The organism is Micromonospora peucetia (assembly GCF_900091625.1).
Taxonomy (GTDB): Bacteria; Actinomycetota; Actinomycetes; order Mycobacteriales; family Micromonosporaceae; genus Micromonospora; species Micromonospora peucetia.
This window is the reverse complement of the sequence record NZ_FMIC01000002.1, coordinates 1,943,241-1,960,142: the sequence shown is the minus strand read 5'-3', so window position 1 is coordinate 1,960,142 and position 16,902 is coordinate 1,943,241. Positions and strand designations below refer to the sequence as shown.

General features: G+C 72.3%; 15 protein-coding genes. 9 read left to right on the top strand and 6 right to left on the bottom strand.

Annotated elements, in window-relative coordinates:
* Positions 1–87: 87 nt before the first annotated feature.
* From GA0070608_RS09175 to GA0070608_RS09165, 3 genes are read left to right on the top strand one after another with little or no spacing between them, the layout of a single operon-like run.
* On the top strand, positions 88–777 hold the full coding sequence (locus GA0070608_RS09175; protein ID WP_091625049.1) for a 5-oxoprolinase subunit B family protein: 690 nt from the start codon (positions 88–90) through the stop codon (positions 775–777).
* Complete coding sequence (locus GA0070608_RS09170; protein ID WP_091625046.1) at positions 774–1,664, top strand: 5-oxoprolinase subunit C family protein; 891 nt, start codon at positions 774–776, stop codon at positions 1,662–1,664. Before GA0070608_RS09175 ends, GA0070608_RS09170 begins: the two co-directional genes overlap by 4 nt.
* Complete coding sequence (locus tag GA0070608_RS09165; protein ID WP_091625043.1) at positions 1,648–2,397, top strand: LamB/YcsF family protein; 750 nt, start codon at positions 1,648–1,650, stop codon at positions 2,395–2,397. Before GA0070608_RS09170 ends, GA0070608_RS09165 begins: the two co-directional genes overlap by 17 nt.
* A 2-nt stretch (positions 2,398–2,399) precedes the next feature.
* Here GA0070608_RS09165 and GA0070608_RS09160 read toward each other — a convergent pair whose 3' ends face one another.
* Together GA0070608_RS09160 and GA0070608_RS09155 are read right to left on the bottom strand one after the other, a co-directional pair.
* Positions 2,400–4,241, bottom strand: a complete 1,842-nt coding sequence (locus tag GA0070608_RS09160; RefSeq protein ID WP_091625040.1) for an NHL domain-containing thioredoxin family protein — start codon at positions 4,239–4,241, stop codon at positions 2,400–2,402.
* 143 nt (positions 4,242–4,384) lie between these two features.
* Positions 4,385–4,828: an ankyrin repeat domain-containing protein gene (locus tag GA0070608_RS09155; RefSeq protein WP_091625037.1), complete on the bottom strand. Its 444-nt coding sequence runs from the start codon at positions 4,826–4,828 to the stop codon at positions 4,385–4,387.
* 87 nt (positions 4,829–4,915) lie between these two features.
* On the opposite strand from GA0070608_RS09155, the gene GA0070608_RS09150 reads away from it, so the two are divergent.
* From GA0070608_RS09150 to GA0070608_RS09130, 5 genes are all read left to right on the top strand, one after another.
* A complete protein-coding gene (locus GA0070608_RS09150; protein ID WP_091625032.1) occupies positions 4,916–5,107 on the top strand; it encodes a DUF397 domain-containing protein in 192 nt (63 codons plus the stop codon).
* Between the two features lie 82 nt (positions 5,108–5,189).
* On the top strand, positions 5,190–5,537 hold the full coding sequence (locus tag GA0070608_RS34275; protein ID WP_141719430.1) for a helix-turn-helix domain-containing protein: 348 nt from the start codon (positions 5,190–5,192) through the stop codon (positions 5,535–5,537).
* Between the two features lie 40 nt (positions 5,538–5,577).
* Positions 5,578–6,531, top strand: a complete 954-nt coding sequence (locus GA0070608_RS09145; protein WP_141719429.1) for a hypothetical protein — start codon at positions 5,578–5,580, stop codon at positions 6,529–6,531.
* A gap of 71 nt (positions 6,532–6,602) precedes the next feature.
* Positions 6,603–7,076 (top strand): hypothetical protein, encoded by a 474-nt coding sequence (locus GA0070608_RS09140; RefSeq protein ID WP_218107502.1) that lies wholly within the window; start codon positions 6,603–6,605, stop codon positions 7,074–7,076.
* Between the two features lie 473 nt (positions 7,077–7,549).
* Positions 7,550–7,741: a DUF397 domain-containing protein gene (locus GA0070608_RS09130; RefSeq protein WP_091625014.1), complete on the top strand. Its 192-nt coding sequence runs from the start codon at positions 7,550–7,552 to the stop codon at positions 7,739–7,741.
* A gap of 70 nt (positions 7,742–7,811) precedes the next feature.
* Here GA0070608_RS09130 and GA0070608_RS09125 read toward each other — a convergent pair whose 3' ends face one another.
* The gene (locus GA0070608_RS09125) at positions 7,812–10,457 is read right to left on the bottom strand and encodes a helix-turn-helix transcriptional regulator (protein WP_091625011.1); all 2,646 of its coding nucleotides are present in this window, start codon (positions 10,455–10,457) and stop codon (positions 7,812–7,814) included.
* Positions 10,458–10,892: 435 nt separating this feature from the next.
* Between GA0070608_RS09125 and GA0070608_RS09120 the strand changes: the two genes are divergently transcribed.
* Positions 10,893–12,017, top strand: a complete 1,125-nt coding sequence (locus tag GA0070608_RS09120; RefSeq protein ID WP_176733669.1) for an FG-GAP repeat domain-containing protein — start codon at positions 10,893–10,895, stop codon at positions 12,015–12,017.
* A gap of 64 nt (positions 12,018–12,081) precedes the next feature.
* Here GA0070608_RS09120 and GA0070608_RS09115 read toward each other — a convergent pair whose 3' ends face one another.
* The 3 genes from GA0070608_RS09115 to GA0070608_RS09110 all read right to left on the bottom strand — a co-directional run bounded on the left by GA0070608_RS09115 (position 12,082) and on the right by GA0070608_RS09110 (position 16,899).
* On the bottom strand, positions 12,082–14,730 hold the full coding sequence (locus GA0070608_RS09115; protein ID WP_091624997.1) for an LppU/SCO3897 family protein: 2,649 nt from the start codon (positions 14,728–14,730) through the stop codon (positions 12,082–12,084).
* A gap of 343 nt (positions 14,731–15,073) precedes the next feature.
* The gene (locus GA0070608_RS32540; protein WP_165823299.1) at positions 15,074–15,211 is read right to left on the bottom strand and encodes a hypothetical protein; all 138 of its coding nucleotides are present in this window, start codon (positions 15,209–15,211) and stop codon (positions 15,074–15,076) included.
* A gap of 218 nt (positions 15,212–15,429) precedes the next feature.
* Complete coding sequence (locus tag GA0070608_RS09110; protein WP_091624994.1) at positions 15,430–16,899, bottom strand: dihydrolipoamide acetyltransferase family protein; 1,470 nt, start codon at positions 16,897–16,899, stop codon at positions 15,430–15,432.
* Between the last annotated feature and the right edge of the window lie 3 nt (positions 16,900–16,902).

Here is a 16,902-nt window from a genome sequence, read left to right as displayed (position 1 = left end):
TAGGTTACTTTCAAGTAGTGCGTCCGGTCACGTGGGACACCGGTCGCCCGGCCCTGGTGCCGTCCGCCGGTCAGGAAGTATGGCGGGATGCGGATCCGACCCGTCGGGGCGCACGCCCTGCTGATCGACTGTGCCGACGCCGACCAGGTGGAGACCTGGCGGGCCGAGCTGTGGCGGCGGCGCGAACGCGGCCAGCTGACCGCCGTCGAGATCGTGCCGGCGGCCACCACCGTCCTGCTCGACGGCGTACCCGACCCGGCTACGACGGCCGCGCGGATCGCCGCCTGGCAACCTAGGCCGGACGCACCCGGCGCGCCGACCGCTGCCAGCTTGCCGACAACTGACTCGCCGACAACTGGCGGGTTGTCAGGCGGCGGGGGCACTTCCGCAGCCGGCGCCGCCCCGGTCGAGGTGCCGGTGACGTACGACGGTGAGGACCTGCCCGTCGTCGCGGGCCACTGGGGCGTGGACGTGCCGGCGGTGATCGAGCGGTTGGGGCGTACCCCGTTCCGGGTGGCCTTCTGCGGTTTCGCCCCCGGGTTCGCCTACCTCACCGGGCTCCCCGCCGAACTGGCGGTGCCCCGGCTGCCCTCCCCCCGCCCCCGGGTGCCGGCCGGCTCGGTCGCCCTGGCCGGCCCGTACGCCGGGATCTATCCGGCGGCCTCGCCCGGCGGCTGGCTGCTGGTCGGGCGCACCGACCTGGACCTCTTCGACGTGCACGCCGATCCGCCGGCCCGGCTCACCCCGGGCACCCCGGTGCGCCTGGTGGCCGCGTGACCGGCAGCACGCGGAGCACGCCCACGGCGGGCGCCGGAGTGGTCGAGGTGCTCCGCGCCGGGGCGCTGACCACCGTCCAGGACCTGGGCCGGGCCGGTTGGGCGCACCTCGGCGTACCCCGGTCGGGAGCACTCGACCCGGCGGCGCTGCGGCTGGCCAACCGGCTCGTCGGCAACCCGGAGTCCGCCGCCGGCTTGGAGATCACGATGACGGGCTGTGAGCTGCGGTTCCCGCACGCGGTTGCGGTCGCGGTGACCGGAGCCGGAGCAGCCGTGCGGGTCGGCGACCGACCCGGCGACGTGGGCCGGCCGCTGTCGGTGCCGGCGGGCGCCGTGCTGCGGATCGGCCCGCCCGTCGACGGACTGCGCAACTGGCTCGCGGTCGGCGGCGGGATCGCCGTCGAGCCGGTGCTCGGCAGCCGGGCCACCGACACCCTCTCCGGGCTCGGCCCGCCGCCGCTGCGCGACGGCGACCGACTGCCCCTGGGCGCACCGACCGGGCCGCCCGCCCCGGTGGACGTCACCGTCGTGGCGTCCACCCCGACCGAGCTGCGGCTGACGCTGCGGCTCGGCCCCCGCGACGACTGGTTCACCCCGGCCGCGCTCGACCGGCTGTTCGGCAGCGCGTACACGGTGAGTCCGGTCAGCAACCGGGTCGGCGCGCGACTCACCGGCGCGGCGCTGCCCCGCGCGGTGGCCGGGGAGTTGCCCAGCGAGGGCATCGTGCTCGGCGCGGTGCAGGTGCCGGCGGACGGCCAACCGCTGATCTTCCTCGCCGACCATCCGACCACCGGCGGGTACCCAGTCGTCGGGGTGGTGGACGACGTGACCCCGCTCGCGCAGGCCCGCCCAGGGACTACGGTCAGGTTCCATGGACCTCAACGCTGACCTGGGCGAGGGATTCGGCATCTGGCGGCTCGGCGACGACGCCGCGCTGCTGGACCTGGTCACCTCCGCCAACGTCGCCTGCGGCTTCCACGCCGGCGACGCGTCCACCATGCGCCGGGTGTGCGAGGGCGCCGCCGAACGCGGGGTCGCTGTCGGCGCGCAGGTCGGCTACCGGGACCTCGCCGGCTTCGGCCGGCGGCACATCGCGTACGCCTTCGCGGAGCTGCGCGACGAGGTCACCTACCAGCTCGGCGCCCTTGAGGCGTTCTGCCGGCTGTTCCGCACCCGGGTCCGCTACCTCAAGCCGCACGGGGCGCTCTACCACGCCGCCGCCCGCGACGAGGCCCAGGCGGCGGCGCTGGTCGCGGCCGTCAGCGACTACGACGACCAGCTGCCGCTGCTCTGCCTGCCCGGCTCGGTCCTCGCCCAGCTCGCCGCCGGCGCCGGACTGCGGGTGGTCGCCGAGGGCTTCGCCGACCGGGGCTACCTGCCCAACGGCTCGCTGGTGCCGCGCACCGCCCCCGGGGCGCTGGTGACCGACCCGGAGGAGGTGGCCGCCCGGGCCGTCCGGATGGCCACCGAGCGGACCGTGGTCGCGGTCGACGGCAGTGTCGTCCCGTGCCCGGTGGAGTCGATCTGCCTGCACGGCGACACCCCGGGCGCGGTCCGCTGCGCCGAACTGGTCCGCGCCGCGCTGATCGACGCGGGGGTCACGCTCACTCCGTTCGCGTGACGTCAGGCGTCGTCCAGGCCGCGGAGCACCAGCGGGAGGCGGGCGGCTGCGCCGTCGACCACCCGGACCGGTACGCCCCAGTCCTGTCGGGTCAGGTGGCAGGCCGCGTGCTCGACGTCCGCGTCGCAGGTCGCCGCCTGGGCGGTCACCTGGAGCACGCCCCCGGGCACCGTGCCGTCGATCACCAGCCGGCGGGACAGCTCGGTGCCGGTTCCCGCCCCCTCGACGAGCAGCTCCGGCGGCGACGCGGACACCACCAGCCGGGTCGACGGGCCGTACGTCTCGTCCAGCTTCTGCCCCGGCGCGGGGGTGAAGATGACGTCCAGGGTCACCTCGCCGGCCGCCACGTCGGTGGGCCTGCGTTCGGTGCGGTGCCGAGGACCGTCGACGGTGCTGGCGCCGGCCGCCGAGAGCGCGCCCGGTGCCAGCCGGGTCAGCCGGTGCGCGGCGGACTCCACCACCAGCACCTCGCCGGCCGGGGTGAGCACCAGGTCGCTCGGCTCGGCGAGCCCGTCGGCGACCGTGGACACCCGGTCGCTCTCCGGGTCGAAGCGGCGGACCGCCCCGTTGTACGTGTCGGCGACCAGCACCGAACCGTCCGGCAGCGCGCACACCCCCAGCGGGTGCTGGAGCAGCGCCGTCGACGCCGGCCCGTCGACGTGCCCGAAGTCGAAGAGCCCCTGCCCGACGGCGGTGCCCATGACATCGTTCTCGACGTACCGGATCGCGCTGGTCTCGCTGTCGGCCACCCAGAGCCGGGTGCCGTCGGCGGAGACGGAGAGGCCGGACGGTTGCGCCATCCACGCCTCGGCCAGCGGGCCGTCGCGCAGGGCCTCGACGGTGGTGCCCGCGTACATGCCGGCGGTGCGCTTCACCGGGTCGAACCACCACAACTGGTGGATCCCGGCCATCGCGATGACGACCCTGTCGTCGTACCAGGCCAGGTCCCAGGGGGAGGAGAGGTCGACCGAGAGCGCGTCGTGCGAGTGGTCGTCGACCGTGGACCGCCACTGCCGGCCGGTGCCGGCGATCGTCACCACCTCACCGTTCGCCAGCCGTACGCCGCGCAGCAGGTGGTTGACGGTGTCGGCGACGACGAGGTCGTAGCCGGCCACCTCGGCGGTGTGCGCCGGCAGCAGGCACAGTCCCTGCGGCTCGGAGAAGGTGGCGGCCCGGGCGGGACCGTCGGCCCGGCCCCGGGCGCCCGCGCCGATCCGGCGAACCAGCGTCTCGCCGTCTCCGGCCAGCTCGGCCAGCGAGTGCCGGGCGGAGTCCGACACCAGCAGGTTGCCGTTCTCCAGCAGCACCGCCTTGCCCGGGAAGCGCAGCGTGGTCTCCGGCTCGGCCGGCGGGACGTACGGGCCGTCGCCCCGGTGCAGGGTGCCCTTCGCCTCGTGGGTGGCGATCAGGTCGTCGATCAGTCGGGCCAGCCCCTCGGCGTGACCCTCGCCGGCCATCGTCGCCACCACGTAGCCCTCGGGGTCGATCACCGACAGGGTGGGCCAGGCGCGGGCCGCGTACTGCTGCCACATGTCCAGCTCGGGGTCGTCGAGCACCGGGTGGTGCACGCCGTACCGCTCGACGGCGGCGGCCAACGCGGCCGGGTCCTTCTCGTGCTCGAACTTCGGCGAGTGCACGCCGATCACGACGAGCACGTCGCCGTACTTGTCCTCCAGCGGGCGCAGCTCGTCGAGCACGTGCAGGCAGTTGATACAGCAGAAGGTCCAGAAATCCGCGATCACGATCTTTCCGCGCAGATCGGACAGCTTCAGCTCTCGCCCGCCGGTGTTCAGCCACTGTCGGCCCCGTAGCTCCGGCGCTCGTACGCGCGGTGTCGTTCCCATGCCCGTCAGCCTGCCATGTCAGGCCGGGCCGAGCCGGACGCCGTGACCTGGACGACCTTTGGTGAAACGTCTCGTCGATCCCGCATGGCAGCCTGCGGCCTGGCCGGGCGACCTGATGGGGCGACCCGGGACCGGGGCGCGGTTCAGGTGCCGACGGCGGTGGGTCGGGCGCCAGCGGCCAGGAGCAGGTCGGCCGTCTGTGAGTGGTCGTTCTCTAGCGCCCAGTCCAGTGGCGAGTGGCCGGTCCCTTGGTCTTCGCGAAGGTTCGGGTCTGCGCCGTGGGCGAGAAGCTCACGTACGACGTCGGGGTATCCCCCGACCGCCGCAGCGCACAGGGGTGTTCCCTCCTGACCGTGCCCGCTTTCGGTGTTCGGCGCGGCACCGGCTGCGAGGAGAAGCCGCACGAGATCGACCGCGCCGTGCACGGATGCCTGGTACAGCGGGGTCGTGCCCTCCTGGTCGGCCGCGTTGGGATCCGCTCCGACGCGCAGGAGGGCGCTTACGGCTACTGCGTCCTTGTGTAGTGCCCCGTGTAGTATCGCCGCCATCAGGCGCTTCGTGAGTTTCTTTCGCTTTCGCCTGTTCACGGTCTTCAGGGTAGGTAGGTTCGGCGTCTCACGCGAGTGGCATTTCCACTGCCACTCGCTAGACCTGCTCAGGGAAGCGGCAAGATCATGGACCTGACCGGCGCGCAGTGGCGCAAGAGCACGAAGAGCGGCAACAACGGCGGCGCGTGTGTGGAGGTCGCCGACAACCTGTCCGGCGTCGTGGGCGTCCGGGACTCCAAGGACCCGAGCGGCCCGGCGCTGGTCTTTGCCCCGGCCGCCTGGCGGTCCTTCGTCGCCCAGGTCGCCGAGCGGGCCTGACCGACCAGACGCGCGAGAGCGCCCGTCCCCACACCTTGAGTTCCATCGGTCGTCGTAACACCCCTACCTTGATGGGGGTGTCATGGAGTTCGAGCAGCGCAAGGATCGGAGTTCAGGATCGGCGGGGGTGGGCCGCGGGCTTCTCCGTGAGCGGGCCGCATACTTCCAGCTCAGGCAAGAGGGGTACAGCAGCCGCGAAGCCGCCAAGATCGTCGGTGTGCACTATCGAACCGCACGAGGCTGGCGCAACGGCGAGCCCCAACAAAGAAGAAGCCCGGGTCGCCAGCGCGCAATGCGCCGGTGGCCCGGGCTTCGTTGTCTTCCCGGTAACTCAGCGAGGCCGAACGCATCCACATCGCCGACCGCCGCCGGGCGAAGGCGTATCTGCGAACCGCCGGCAGCCACGCTACTCGCAAGGTCGCGGCGGTGAGCCCGCATCGGCAGACCGCCATGCCAACATAATGCTCGCGATGAGAACTGACGTGGAGCGTGATCGGGCCAACCTCCTGCGGCGATTGGAGGTTCTGAAGCTGCCGGTCGCGCCGTTGCAACGCCACGGATTCGTGATGCCAGCGCATCCAACAGCCACTATGCAGGAGCCTGAAGCGGTCGCCGTAGGTCCCGACGGCACCGCGTTGGCCGTGTGGCGGTTCCGCGAGGGCGTCAATCGCAAGCAGGTGACGTGGCATGTCCCCGGCAGGCGACGTGTCCTCGGTGCTGTCGATGTCGAATCCGACCTGCGGGTGAGCTTCGTGCAGCCGCTGCCTGAGGGGCGCGTGCTCCTGGTGGCTGCTCGGGCCCGGACTGGGGAAGCCAACGCCGAAGTATGGACCGGCAGCGGCGATCTACAGCACCGGGGCCACCTCGGTGACGCTATCGAGGACCTGCTGACCACCCCCTCCGGCAAGGTGTGGGCCAGCTATTTTGACGAGGCGATGGGCGGATGCGGCCCAGAAGGCCACGGCCTCGCGCGTTTCAACAGCGACCTGACCGTCGATTGGCTCTACCCGCTGAACTCCGGGCTGCCCTACATCTCGGACTGCTACTCGCTCAACGTTGCCAGGGAAACCGCATACTTCTGTCCCTACACCCATTTCCACATCCTCTCCGCGACCGGCAGCCAGGTGACTGACTGGGGACCGTCCCCGTACAGGTCCGCCCACCACCTCTTGCGACGCGGCCCGGATCTCGCCCTGATCAGGGGCTGGGGTCCGGAGTACGACGTCGCGACGATGCTGCGGATCAGCCGAGACGACCAACCTCAGTTGGGTGCGCAATGCAGAGTCGTGCTCCCTGACGGCATGGAGACCCGCGGATTGCAGTACATCGCCCGAGGCGAGGAGTTGCACGCCTTCATCCGATCCACCTGGTACCACACCGATCTCGACAGTCTGAGCACCGCAGCGGTCGGCATCGGCGTGTAAAGGGCCGGGCAAACCCGATCCAACGCCCTCTCAATACCCAAGACGGTCACGAAGGGCTCGACAGCGGGGAGGTGAGCAGCGTGGAAGGCGGTTGGCGCGCGCACCCGGAGGCCATCGACGACCGGACGGATCTCCCTCCTGTCGAGCCCGGCCGGGTCGTAGGCCTCGGCGCCATCTGCGATCTGAGGCCGCAGCGCCCCGACGAAGCGGACTCCCAGAGCTTCTCCGTCAGTGAGTTCGTCACACTCGAAGATGGCCGACGCGTGACCCTGCACAACGATCGCGGCTTCACCATCGGCTGGAGATCAACCGGCGACCCACGCACCGACACTGCCCCGGTCGGCGAGACCCGGGACAGCATCGCCCAAAACGTGCTGAACACCGTGCTTCCCGACGACGAGGACGGCACCGAGGGCCACCCCTGGTCGTGGCTGGCTGACCTTGCTCGGGCTCGCGGCCTGAGCGTGACCGCGCAAGACCTGCGAGGCCTCCCCTACGAGGTGGTCCTCACCGACAAAGTGACCCAGTGGCTCGCCCCTGCCTGAAGCTCGGCTGCATCCAGCCAACGATGTGAACGACACAGCGGTGTCGACCGTGCCGGACAGCGAGGCAACGTGGCGGGCGTTCATCCGTTCACCGCCGCAATGAACAGTGCGCACGTCGGCGCGGGTCAACCCGGCACGCCGAGTCCAGCTCACGAGCAGCGTGCAGGCCGTGCGCCGCTTAAGCCGGCTGAACGGGGCGAACGTGGTCAGCGCCGCGCGGGCCGCCGGGGTCATCGGGCACCGCCCGCGGAGAGTCGCCGAAGCCGATGTGGTCGGGCGCGACAAGGTGGTGCTCGAGGACGTCGGCCAGGGCCACGACCGGAACGGCGTAGACGGCCTCGGGGATGTCCTCAGCGCCGGGCAGGGGCATGACGGGCATCAGCGGCGGCGTCGACAGCCCGGCGCAGGCTCAGATCCTGGACCAGGCATCCGAGCTTGTTACGCTTGAATCTCCTGAGAGAAGCGGCGGGATCATGGACCTGACCGGCGCACGGTGGCGCAAGAGCACGAAGAGCGGCGGCAACGGCGGCGACTGCGTCGAGGTCGCCGACAACCTTCCCGGCGTCGTGGGCGTCCGGGACTCCAAGGACCCGAGCGGCCCGGCGTTGGCCTTCGCCCCGGCCGCCTGGCGGGCCTTCGTCGCCCAGGTCGCCGAGCGGCACTGACCGCCCCAGACGCGCGAGAGCGCCCGTCCCCACACCGGGGGCGGGCGCTTCGTACGTACGACCGGGGCCGTCACACGACCTGGCGGGCAATCGCGGGCAGGACGAATCCGTCCTCGGCGAGCGCCCTGGCGAGTTCGTGACGGCGATGGATGCCGAGCTTTTGGTAGGCGCGATGAAGGTGGTTCTCGGCGGTGCGCGCCGAGATGGTCAGCGCCCTGGCGATCGCGGGGGTGTCCATGCCGGTCGCGGCGAGTTCGCTGACCTGCCGTTCCCGGTCGGTCAGAGCCGGAGCCGTCTTCGGCTCGGGCAGCCACTCCGGCCAGGTGCCCTGGTGCTCGCCGAGCAGCCGTTGCGTCCGTCTGGCCAGTGCGTTCGTGACCCGGCCGCCACCGAACATCGCCCCGTTGGCTGCGGCTTCCAGCGCGAAGCCTCGGTATCCCAGCTCCTCGAACGTCGCGCTGACCCGGTTCAGCGCGCGCGCGTCCCGGCGGGCCAACGCCCCCGCGTGTTCGGCGAAGAGAGCGAAGAGCAGGCCATCCGTCCTGGCTGCGAGTCCGCGGAATCGGCCGGCGACCGCAGCGGACGGGGCGAGCCGTACCTCCACATGCAGGAACTCCATGGCCATCAGCGGGTTGCCGGCCTTGTCCGCCTCGGCGGCCAGACGGCGTAGGAGGGTGGCGGCTCCGCTTCGGTTGCCGGAGATGACCAGCGCCCACACCTCGCCGAAGGCCCCGTAGTCGACAGTGGTGCGTTCCGTTCCGCCCCGCCCGAGTCGGGAAAGCAGTTCCTGGGCGTTCTTGGCCTGCCCGAGTTGTGCCTCGACACCGACGCCGATTGCCAGCAGGGTTTCCCGGAACCTGAAACCGGGCTGCTCGGCGGTGAGCGCACGGGCCTCACGCAGCCACCGTGCCGCCTGCCCGGCGTGCCCCTGGTAATAGGCGCAGATCCCGCCCACCAGGGCGATGGTGGCCACCCCGTCCGGCGTGCCGTGCCCCACGGCGTCCCGGTAGTAGCGTCCCACCAGGTCGGCGGCCTGGCGGACCTCGCCGGCCATGATGAGGGCCTGCACGTGAGTGGCCTGGAGAAGCGCGCGCATCGCAGGCCAGATCGAGGGCTTTTCGCTCAGGTCCGTGGGGAGTTCCGCGACGGCCCGCTCGGGTCTTCCACGCAGCAGCAGGAGTCGCGGGCGGAGCGGGGGGAGCACGCTCGCCAGGAGCGGGTCCTGCGGTGGGTGCAGAAGCCGGTCCGCCGCCTCGGCCGCCTCGGCGGCTGAGCCGGCGAGGGCCAAGACGAATGCCTCGGCCGCCATCAGGTCGTCGTGGACGTCGGTGGGTAGCGCGGCCCGTGCCTCGGCGACCACCTGAAGCGCGCTGTGCGGCCCGTCGATCCCCCAACACCGGTTGACGGCGCGCAGAGCGGCCGCGTTCGCGCGTGACGCCGGGTCGGCCAGGTGCCGGTACGCCTCGGCCAACCATCGCTCCGCCGAGCGGTGATCGCCCCGGGCGAGCAGTGCGCGGCCGAGGTGCCAGGCGGCTGCGGGGCTGTGCACCTGTCGCGCGAGGTGCTCCGCGGTGGCTGCGTCGTGGCCGAGTAGTGCCTCCGTAGAGGCTCGCAGCACCTCGTCATCGGAGACCTCGAACTGGGCGGCGAGCCGCCACACGACCTCGCGGACCCGGTCGCGGAACCCGGTCGCCACCAGCGCCGCAACCAACTCGCCGTGTACGCGCCGGGCTCGTAACGGGCCGGTCCGGGTACGGACGGCACGAGCGGTGAGCGGGTGGGCCACGGTGACCATCGTGGACGGGCTGGACTGGTCGAGCCGGATGAGGCCGAGCTCCTCCAGGCGTTCGATCACCGGCACCGGGGCGAGGCGTTCGATCACTTCGATCGGGGCCCCGTCACCGTACGTGATGTATCGCAGTGCTGCGGTCTCCTCCGCCGACAGCGACCCCAACGGCCCCGTCAACGCGTCACCGGCCCAGGACCGGATCGCCGCACCCTGCCGCCAGCCCACCACGTGATCGTGGAGGGTCAGCGCGTCGTTCTCCACCGCGTTCCGCAACACCTCGCGGAGGAAGAGTGGATTACCTCCGGTGAGCTGCCACAACTCGTCCGCGGTGAGCCCGTCGACGTCGGTGCCGAATGCGGCTGCGGCCAGTTGCCTGGTGTGTTGCCAATCCAGTGGTGCGAGATCCACCCGGTCGAGCCGTACGGTCCGGCGTAGTACATCGACCGGACCCGTGCCGATCGCCGTCTCTTCCGCCGCGAGCAGCACCCGCACCCTGTTCTCCGAGGCCAGCTTTCCCACCAGTCGCGCGGAAGCCTCGTCCAGTTCGCTCATGTTGTCGATGGCGAGAACGGCCAGGTGCTGCCCGGTCGGTCGGAGAAGCCTCGCGACGATCCGGTGCAGGGCTTCTGCGGGTGTGGTGCCGAGCGGCTCCACCTGCGGGGCCAGGTGACGGGCCGCATCGAGTGGGGCACCGTGGTCCGTCACGGTGCCGTTGGCCCGCAGCACGTGGTGACCCTTGGCCACGCAGCGGTGCAGGACCGCCTCCAGGACCCGGCTCTTGCCCACCCCCGGGCGACCGGTGACCAGCACTGAGCGTCCCTCGGGTGCCAGCAGTCGCTCGACCGTCCGGTCGACGTCGGGGTCGCGGCCCACCAGCGGCCACCGTCGTCCGATCTGAGCGGTCGACCTGATCATCGCGTCGGGCACGGGAACTCCTGTTGTGCGGGTGTTCGCGGCACCGGGGGTGACAAAACCGGCCTGTCAGGATATCCAGCTGGCATGGCGCGTAGATCGAGCGCTGGGCCTTGATACCGGCACATCCAGTCGACTGGTCCTGCCCCAGACGGGTGCGGCTTCCGACCGTTCGCCGCCCGCCCTCCGACCGTCGGTCACGCAGCGCGCCCCACTCGTCCTTGGTCCAGACTCGGACACAATCTGTGACCTGGGGCACATTCGGCTGAGTATTCGCTACTCACGCGTGTGGCCAAGGTGTCGGGACATCATCAGTGGCGACGCCATTCCGGGCGCACGAATTCCGCTGATTGGCGGAATAAGCATTTGTCAAAAAGATCTCGACCGCCACCAGAAAGTGGGTTATCCACAATGTCGTACGGGCGAAACCTCAGAAGATGGGGGGCTCGTGTGCTTATCGCCGCCGCTCTCCTGCTCGGTTCCATTGCCGTTACGCCGCCAACCGTCGTGCAAGCGGCGTCGGCAGGCGTCGAGGGTATCAATGGGTTCGCGGCCTGGGGTGACTTCAACGGCGACGGGAAAGCCGATTACTGCTCAATCCATATGAATACAGATCTGAGGTGTGTGCTCTCCACGGGCACCGGCCTCGGCCAGAAGATCACGGCGTTCAACCAGGACCATGGTTACAAGGAGGGGCGGGCCTGGGTCGACTTCAACGGCGATCGTCGTGTCGACTACTGCCGCGTGGTCGCGGCCGGAGGCAAGTCTCTCTCCTGCACCCTGTCGAACGGCACGTCGTTCGGGTCGACGCACACCTCCGGAGGGCTCGACCCAGGCTGGACCGCAGGTCAGGCCTGGGTCGACTTCAACGCGGACGGGCGTGCCGACTTCTGCCGGGTGATCGGGACCTGGGGCCAGAAGGTCCAGTGCACCGTCTCCACCGGCACCGGCTTCGGCGCCACCTACACCTCGGGCAACCTTGACGCGGGCTGGGACGCCGGTCGGGACTGGGTGGACGTCAACGGTGACGGCCGGGCCGACTACTGCCGCGTTGTCGATTCCAGCAAACTTCAGTGCACGGTATCCACGGGCACCGGGTTCGGCGCCACCTTCACGTCCGCCGGCCTGGACGGCGGGTGGGACGACAGCCGCGACTGGGTCGACTTCAACGGCGACGGACGCGTCGACTACTGCCGGATCGTCGGCACCGTCTCCAAGTCGGTTCAGTGCACGCTCTCGACGGGCAACAACTTCGGGTCGACCATCACTTCGGCTGCCATGGATGTCGGATACCAGGCCACCCGGGGATGGGCCGACTTCAACGGTGACGGCCGCCCCGACTTCTGCCGGATCAACAACAATGTCGGGGTCTGCACGGTGTCGAACGGCAGCGCCTTCGGCACCACCTATTCGCACCCGTCCATCAAGTTCGAGGTTGCCGGCGCGAACGGGTGGGCGGACTTCAACGGAGACGGGCGAGCCGACCACTCGGTCATCAAGGACGAGACCACCTTCTACCTCTCCACCGGGACGGGTTGGGGCGGACCCCTGACCAGTCCGCGTCCGCTCGCCTGAACGCCTGGCAGCGCAAGCGCCGGCGGGGCCACGGTCATCCGTGGCCCCGCCGGCGTGCTTGCGGCTACTGACCTGCCGGCTTGAGGCAGAGCACCCGGTTGGCTCCGCTGCCCTGAAGCACCACGTGCGGCTGGGCGGGGTCGGCGCACTTGTCCTTCGCGTCCACCTTGGAGACCACGGTGAAGGCGCCCGCGTCGCCGCACTCGGCCGCCGTCGCGCCCTCGCCCGACTGCTTGACGCAGCTGCCGACCGCCGGGTCGAACGCGGGGGCCGCGTCCTCGCCGCCGACCTTGCCGAGCAGCATGAGCAGACCCAGCGGCACCGCCAGGATGAGCACCGCCGCGACGAGCACCGCCGCGAGCACCCGGCCGTTGCGCACCTTGGGCAGCGGGGCCTCGGCCTTCGGCTCCGCGATCGGCTTGAACGAGTCGAACCGACCCTGGTCCTGCTCCGAGCCGCCCTGGTCCCACGACGGGCCGGACTGCTGCTGCGGCGGCGGGAACGCACCGCCCGGCGTCGGCCCGGTCGTCGGGGCGGGCCCGTAGCCGGGTGCGGCACCGCCGGCTGCCGGCGTACCGAAGGGGTCGGCAGGTCGGTCCGCGTCGCTGTGCGGCCGGACCCCGTTCACGGGCCGGTTGCTGTGCGGCGCGTCGACGAAGGACGGCACGCCCGGCGGGAAGGCCGGCGGCGCGGCCGGCGAGGCGGGCGCCACCGGGGCTGCCGCGCCGAAGACGGCGGTCCCGCCCGGCGCCCGGTCCCGGTCGTCGAAGCGAACCTCCGGACCCTGGTCGAACCGGGGATCCGGTCCCTGGTCGAACCGGGCCTCGGGGCCCTGGTCGAACCGGTTGTCCTGGCCCTGTCCGAAGCGCGGCTCCTGGCCGAACCGGGGATCCGGTCCCTGGTCGAACCGGGCCTCGGAGGCCTGGTCGAAGCGCGGGTCCGGTCCCTGCTCGAACCGTGGGTCCGGTCCCTGCTCGAAGCGCGGGTCCGGCCCCTGGTCGAACCGGGGCGCCGGAGCGTGGTCCGGCCGGTGCCCGCTCGGGTCGCCCTGCTCCGGCTCGTCCGTCGGCTCCGGGCGGGCCGGCCGGCCGTACACCCGGGGCTGCGGCGCGGACGTGCCGCCCGGTCGCAGGGCCTGGTCGGTCGGGGGCATCACCCGGCTGGCCAGCGGCACCGCGGCGCTCGCCGAGACACCGCTGGCGGCCGAATCGGCGCCCTCCGGCGACGGTACGCCCGCCCACCCGCCCGCCTCCGGCGAGCTACGGGGAGTGGGGACCACCGGCCCGGCGGGCGACTGCGGCTCGTCGTGCCGGGAACCGGCCTGCGCCCAGCCCGGCTGCTCCTGCTCGTACGACGGCAGGCCGCCGTCCCGGCCGGGCTGCTCGGGGGCGAACTGGGCCGGCGGTGCATAGGCGACCGGCGGGGCGGCGGCCAGGCTGGCGCCGGGCACCCGCTGCTCCTGCGGCGGTAGCGGCACCGCGTTGGCCGGCGAGATTCCGGGCCCTGGTGCCGGCTGGTAGATCGGCGGCTCTTCGGCCCGCTCCGGCTCCCAGCCGTTGCCGGCCCGGCCCGGGGCGGGCTCGCCCGCGTCCGCGCGGCCCCACACCTCGTCCGCCGACCACGGCTCGACGTCCGGTACGGCCGGACGCTCGCCGGCGTTGCCGGCCCACTGCGGGGGGTTCTCCGGGGAGGAACCCCATGGCGTCGCTCCGCCGTCGCCGGGCACCGGGACGGAAGCCCGGCCGGGCGGGGTGGAGGTGGGCTGGGCGGGGTCCTGGGCGGGTTCGGTGTTCCAGCCGCCGGAGCGGGCGGGGTCGTCCTGGGTGGGCCAGGGCTGGGGGGTGGGGGTGGCCTGTGGGACGCGGGCGGCGCCACGGGCGGCGGGCTCGGGCGGTGCCCAGGCGGGAGAGGCCTGCTCGGCGGCTCCCCAGCCGGGCTGCTCGCTCTGCTGCTGGCCGCCGCCGTTCCAACCGCCGGAGCGGTTCGGGTCGTCCTGCTGTGCGGTCCAGCCGTCCTGCGGGGGCCGGTCGTCCCGGGTGACACCCTCGGCCGATCCCCAGCCGGGCTGCTCGTCCTGCTGCTGGCCGCCGCCGTTCCAGCTGCCGGAGCGGTTGGGGTCGTCCTGGTGTTGTTCCGGGTTCCAGCCGCTGGTGGGGGCGGGGTCCTGGGCGGGTTCGGTGTTCCAGCCGCCGGAGCGGGCGGGGTCGTCCTGGGTGGGCCAGGGCTGGGGGGTGGGGGTGGCCTGTGGGACGCGGGCGGCGCCACGGGCGGCGGGCTCGGGCGGTGCCCAGGCGGGAGAGGCCTGCTCGGCGGCTCCCCAGGCGGGCTGCTCCGGGCCGGCGTGCGGCGGCTGCGGGGTGGCGTGTGGCGGCTGTGCGGCGGCCCAGGCGGGGCCGGCCTGCTCCTGTGCACCCGGCCACGCCGGCTGCGGCGAACCGCCGGCCGGTCCCCACTGGCCGGGCTGGGCCGGCTCGGTCTGCTGTGGTGCCTGGGCGGCCCACGCGGGGGCCGGCGGCTGCTCACCCTGTGCGCCCCAGGCGGGCGGGCTCGGTCGCCCCGACGGCGGCGGGGGCGCCCAGCCCAGGTCGGGGGCGCCGGCGCCGTAGCCGTTGTCCTGCTGTGCCGGGCGGTCGCCGTACGGCGCCGGTCCGCCGGCGCCCGGCGACACCTCGTCCGGCTGCTGGCCGGGGTGGTGCGTGCCCTCGGACGTCATGCGTGCGCCTCCTCCATCACCTGTCGGCCGCCGCTGCCGACTCGGTCTGCTCAGCAGGGTGGCCGGCGTCGCCGGTGTACCGGCCGTGCCGGCTCCCCGCACCGTATCCGGTGACCGCCCGGGGGCACCCGGGGAGCACGGTCGTCACTCCACGTGGCCGGAGGGTGTCGAGTGGCTTCTATCGACTCGACTGCTCCGGGTCGGCGGGTGACGACCGAAGCCCACCGTACCGGGCGCTGGGGCGAGGTGGAATCCCGGTGCCAACCGGTGTGAAACGCCGATGACCCGCCCGGGCGGACCGGGCGGGTCATCGATCTGGAGGAGGTGAGAAAAGTTGCGGGCGTCAGCTCATGTGACGCTGGGCGATGGCGAGGAGCTCTTCGCGGACCGCGGGCGAGTTGGCGGAGCGCAGCGCGTGCTCGATGGCACGGGCGCGGCGGTTGGCGTCGCGGCGGTTGCGGATTCGCTCGATCATGCTCACGGGTTTCTCCTCCTGGCTATTCGGTTGTCAGCCCCTTGATGTCTCTATTGAACCCCAAGGCGGCCCAAACTTCCATCGATTCTTAGGTGAGCTGGGACACGGGCTGAACAATCGAAGGTATGGAGGCCTGCTGGCTGACGTTTTCGTCTCCCAACGGCCACGGCCGGTGTGCCGGGCGTTAACCCGTGCACACCGGCCGTGGCTGGCGTCGAGACCGGTCAGGTCCAGGCGAGCAGCGCCGCCTCCGGATCGGCCAGGAACTCCCCGATGTCGCGCAGGAACTTCGAGCCGAGCTCACCGTCGATGATCCGGTGGTCGAAGGACAGGCCCAGCGTGGTGACCTGACGCGGCCGGACCTTGCCCTTGTGCACCCAGGGCATCTCGCGGACCGCGCCGAAGGCCAGGATCGCCGACTCGCCCGGGGGCAGGATCGGCGTACCGGTGTCCACCCCGAACACGCCGACGTTGGTGATCGTCAGCGTGCCACCGGACATGTCGGCCGGCGAGGTCTTCCCGGCCTTGGCCGTCTGCACCAGGCCGGTCATCGCGTCCGCCAGTTCGCGCAGCGAGAGCCGGCCGGCGTCCTTGATGTTCGGCACGATCAGCCCGCGCTCCGTGGCCGCCGCGATGCCCAGGTTGACGTAGTCCTTGACGACGATCTCGTCGCCCGCCCAGGTCGAGTTGACCATCGGGTGACGCCGGACCGCCAGCAGCACCGCCTTGGCCACCAGCAGCAGCGGCGAGACCCGTACGTCACGCCACTCCCGCCGGTCGCGGAGCCGGTCCAGGGCCTTCATCGCCCGGGTCACGTCGACGGTGAGGAACTCCGTGACGTGCGGCGCGGTGAACGCCGAGCGGGACATGTTCTCGGCGGTGAGCTTGCGTACCCCCTTGACGGGGATGCGCTGCTCGCGGTCCGCGCCGAAGCTCGCCGCCGTCGTGGCCTGGGCCGACACCGCGAGCGGCTCGGCCGCCGCCGTGGCCCCGTCCGCCGCCCGCTGTACGTCCTCCCGGGTGACCGAGCCCAGCGGCCCCGACCCGGTCAGCGTGGACAGGTCGACGCCGAGGTCCTTGGCGAGCTTGCGTACCGGCGGCTTGGCCAGCACCGGTCCGCCCGTCGGGCCGTGACCGTTCGACGGCGCGGTCGCCACCGGCGGAGCCGGGACGGCCGGGGCAGCCGGCGCGACGGGCGCGGCCGGAGCCGGCGCCTGGGTCGGCACCGGGGTCTCGCCCTTGCGGGGGCGGCGCTTGGCCGCCGTGGTGCGGGGGCCGTAGCCGACCAGCACGGCGGTACGCCCACCCGGGGCGGGACCGCCGATCAGACCCGGCTCGACCGCGCCCTCGGCCGGTGCCACCTCGACCGCGGCCAGCGACGCCGCCGACGGGGTGGGCAGGGCGGAAGCCGGCGCGCCGGTCGTCGACGCCTCGATCGGCCCGGCGCCCGGATCGGTGTCGATCGCGATGATCGGCGTGCCGACCTCGATCGTGCTCCCCTCCGGGTGGAAGATCGCCTGCACCTGGCCGGCCCACTTCGCCGGGATCTCGACGGCAGCCTTGGCCGTCTCCACCTCGACGATCGGCTGGTTCAGCTCGATGACGTCACCGACCTTGACCAGCCAGGCGAGGATCTCGCCCTCGGCCAGCCCCTCGCCCAGGTCGGGCAGGTTGAACTCCTTGATTCGCGACATGCC

What these genes read in the sequence shown, in the direction of transcription:
- GA0070608_RS09175 (WP_091625049.1), top strand. Translation starts at nt 88, where the DNA reads ATGCGGATCCGACCCGTCGGGGCGCACGCCCTGCTGATCGACTGTGCC.
- GA0070608_RS09165 (WP_091625043.1), top strand. Translation starts at nt 1,648, where the DNA reads ATGGACCTCAACGCTGACCTGGGCGAGGGATTCGGCATCTGGCGGCTC.
- GA0070608_RS09160 (WP_091625040.1), bottom strand. Translation starts at nt 4,241, where the DNA reads ATGGGAACGACACCGCGCGTACGAGCGCCGGAGCTACGGGGCCGACAG.
- GA0070608_RS09150 (WP_091625032.1), top strand. Translation starts at nt 4,916, where the DNA reads ATGGACCTGACCGGCGCGCAGTGGCGCAAGAGCACGAAGAGCGGCAAC.
- GA0070608_RS34275 (WP_141719430.1), top strand. Translation starts at nt 5,190, where the DNA reads ATGGAGTTCGAGCAGCGCAAGGATCGGAGTTCAGGATCGGCGGGGGTG.
- GA0070608_RS09145 (WP_141719429.1), top strand. Translation starts at nt 5,578, where the DNA reads ATGAGAACTGACGTGGAGCGTGATCGGGCCAACCTCCTGCGGCGATTG.
- GA0070608_RS09130 (WP_091625014.1), top strand. Translation starts at nt 7,550, where the DNA reads ATGGACCTGACCGGCGCACGGTGGCGCAAGAGCACGAAGAGCGGCGGC.
- GA0070608_RS09115 (WP_091624997.1), bottom strand. Translation starts at nt 14,730, where the DNA reads ATGACGTCCGAGGGCACGCACCACCCCGGCCAGCAGCCGGACGAGGTG.
- GA0070608_RS09110 (WP_091624994.1), bottom strand. Translation starts at nt 16,899, where the DNA reads ATGTCGCGAATCAAGGAGTTCAACCTGCCCGACCTGGGCGAGGGGCTG.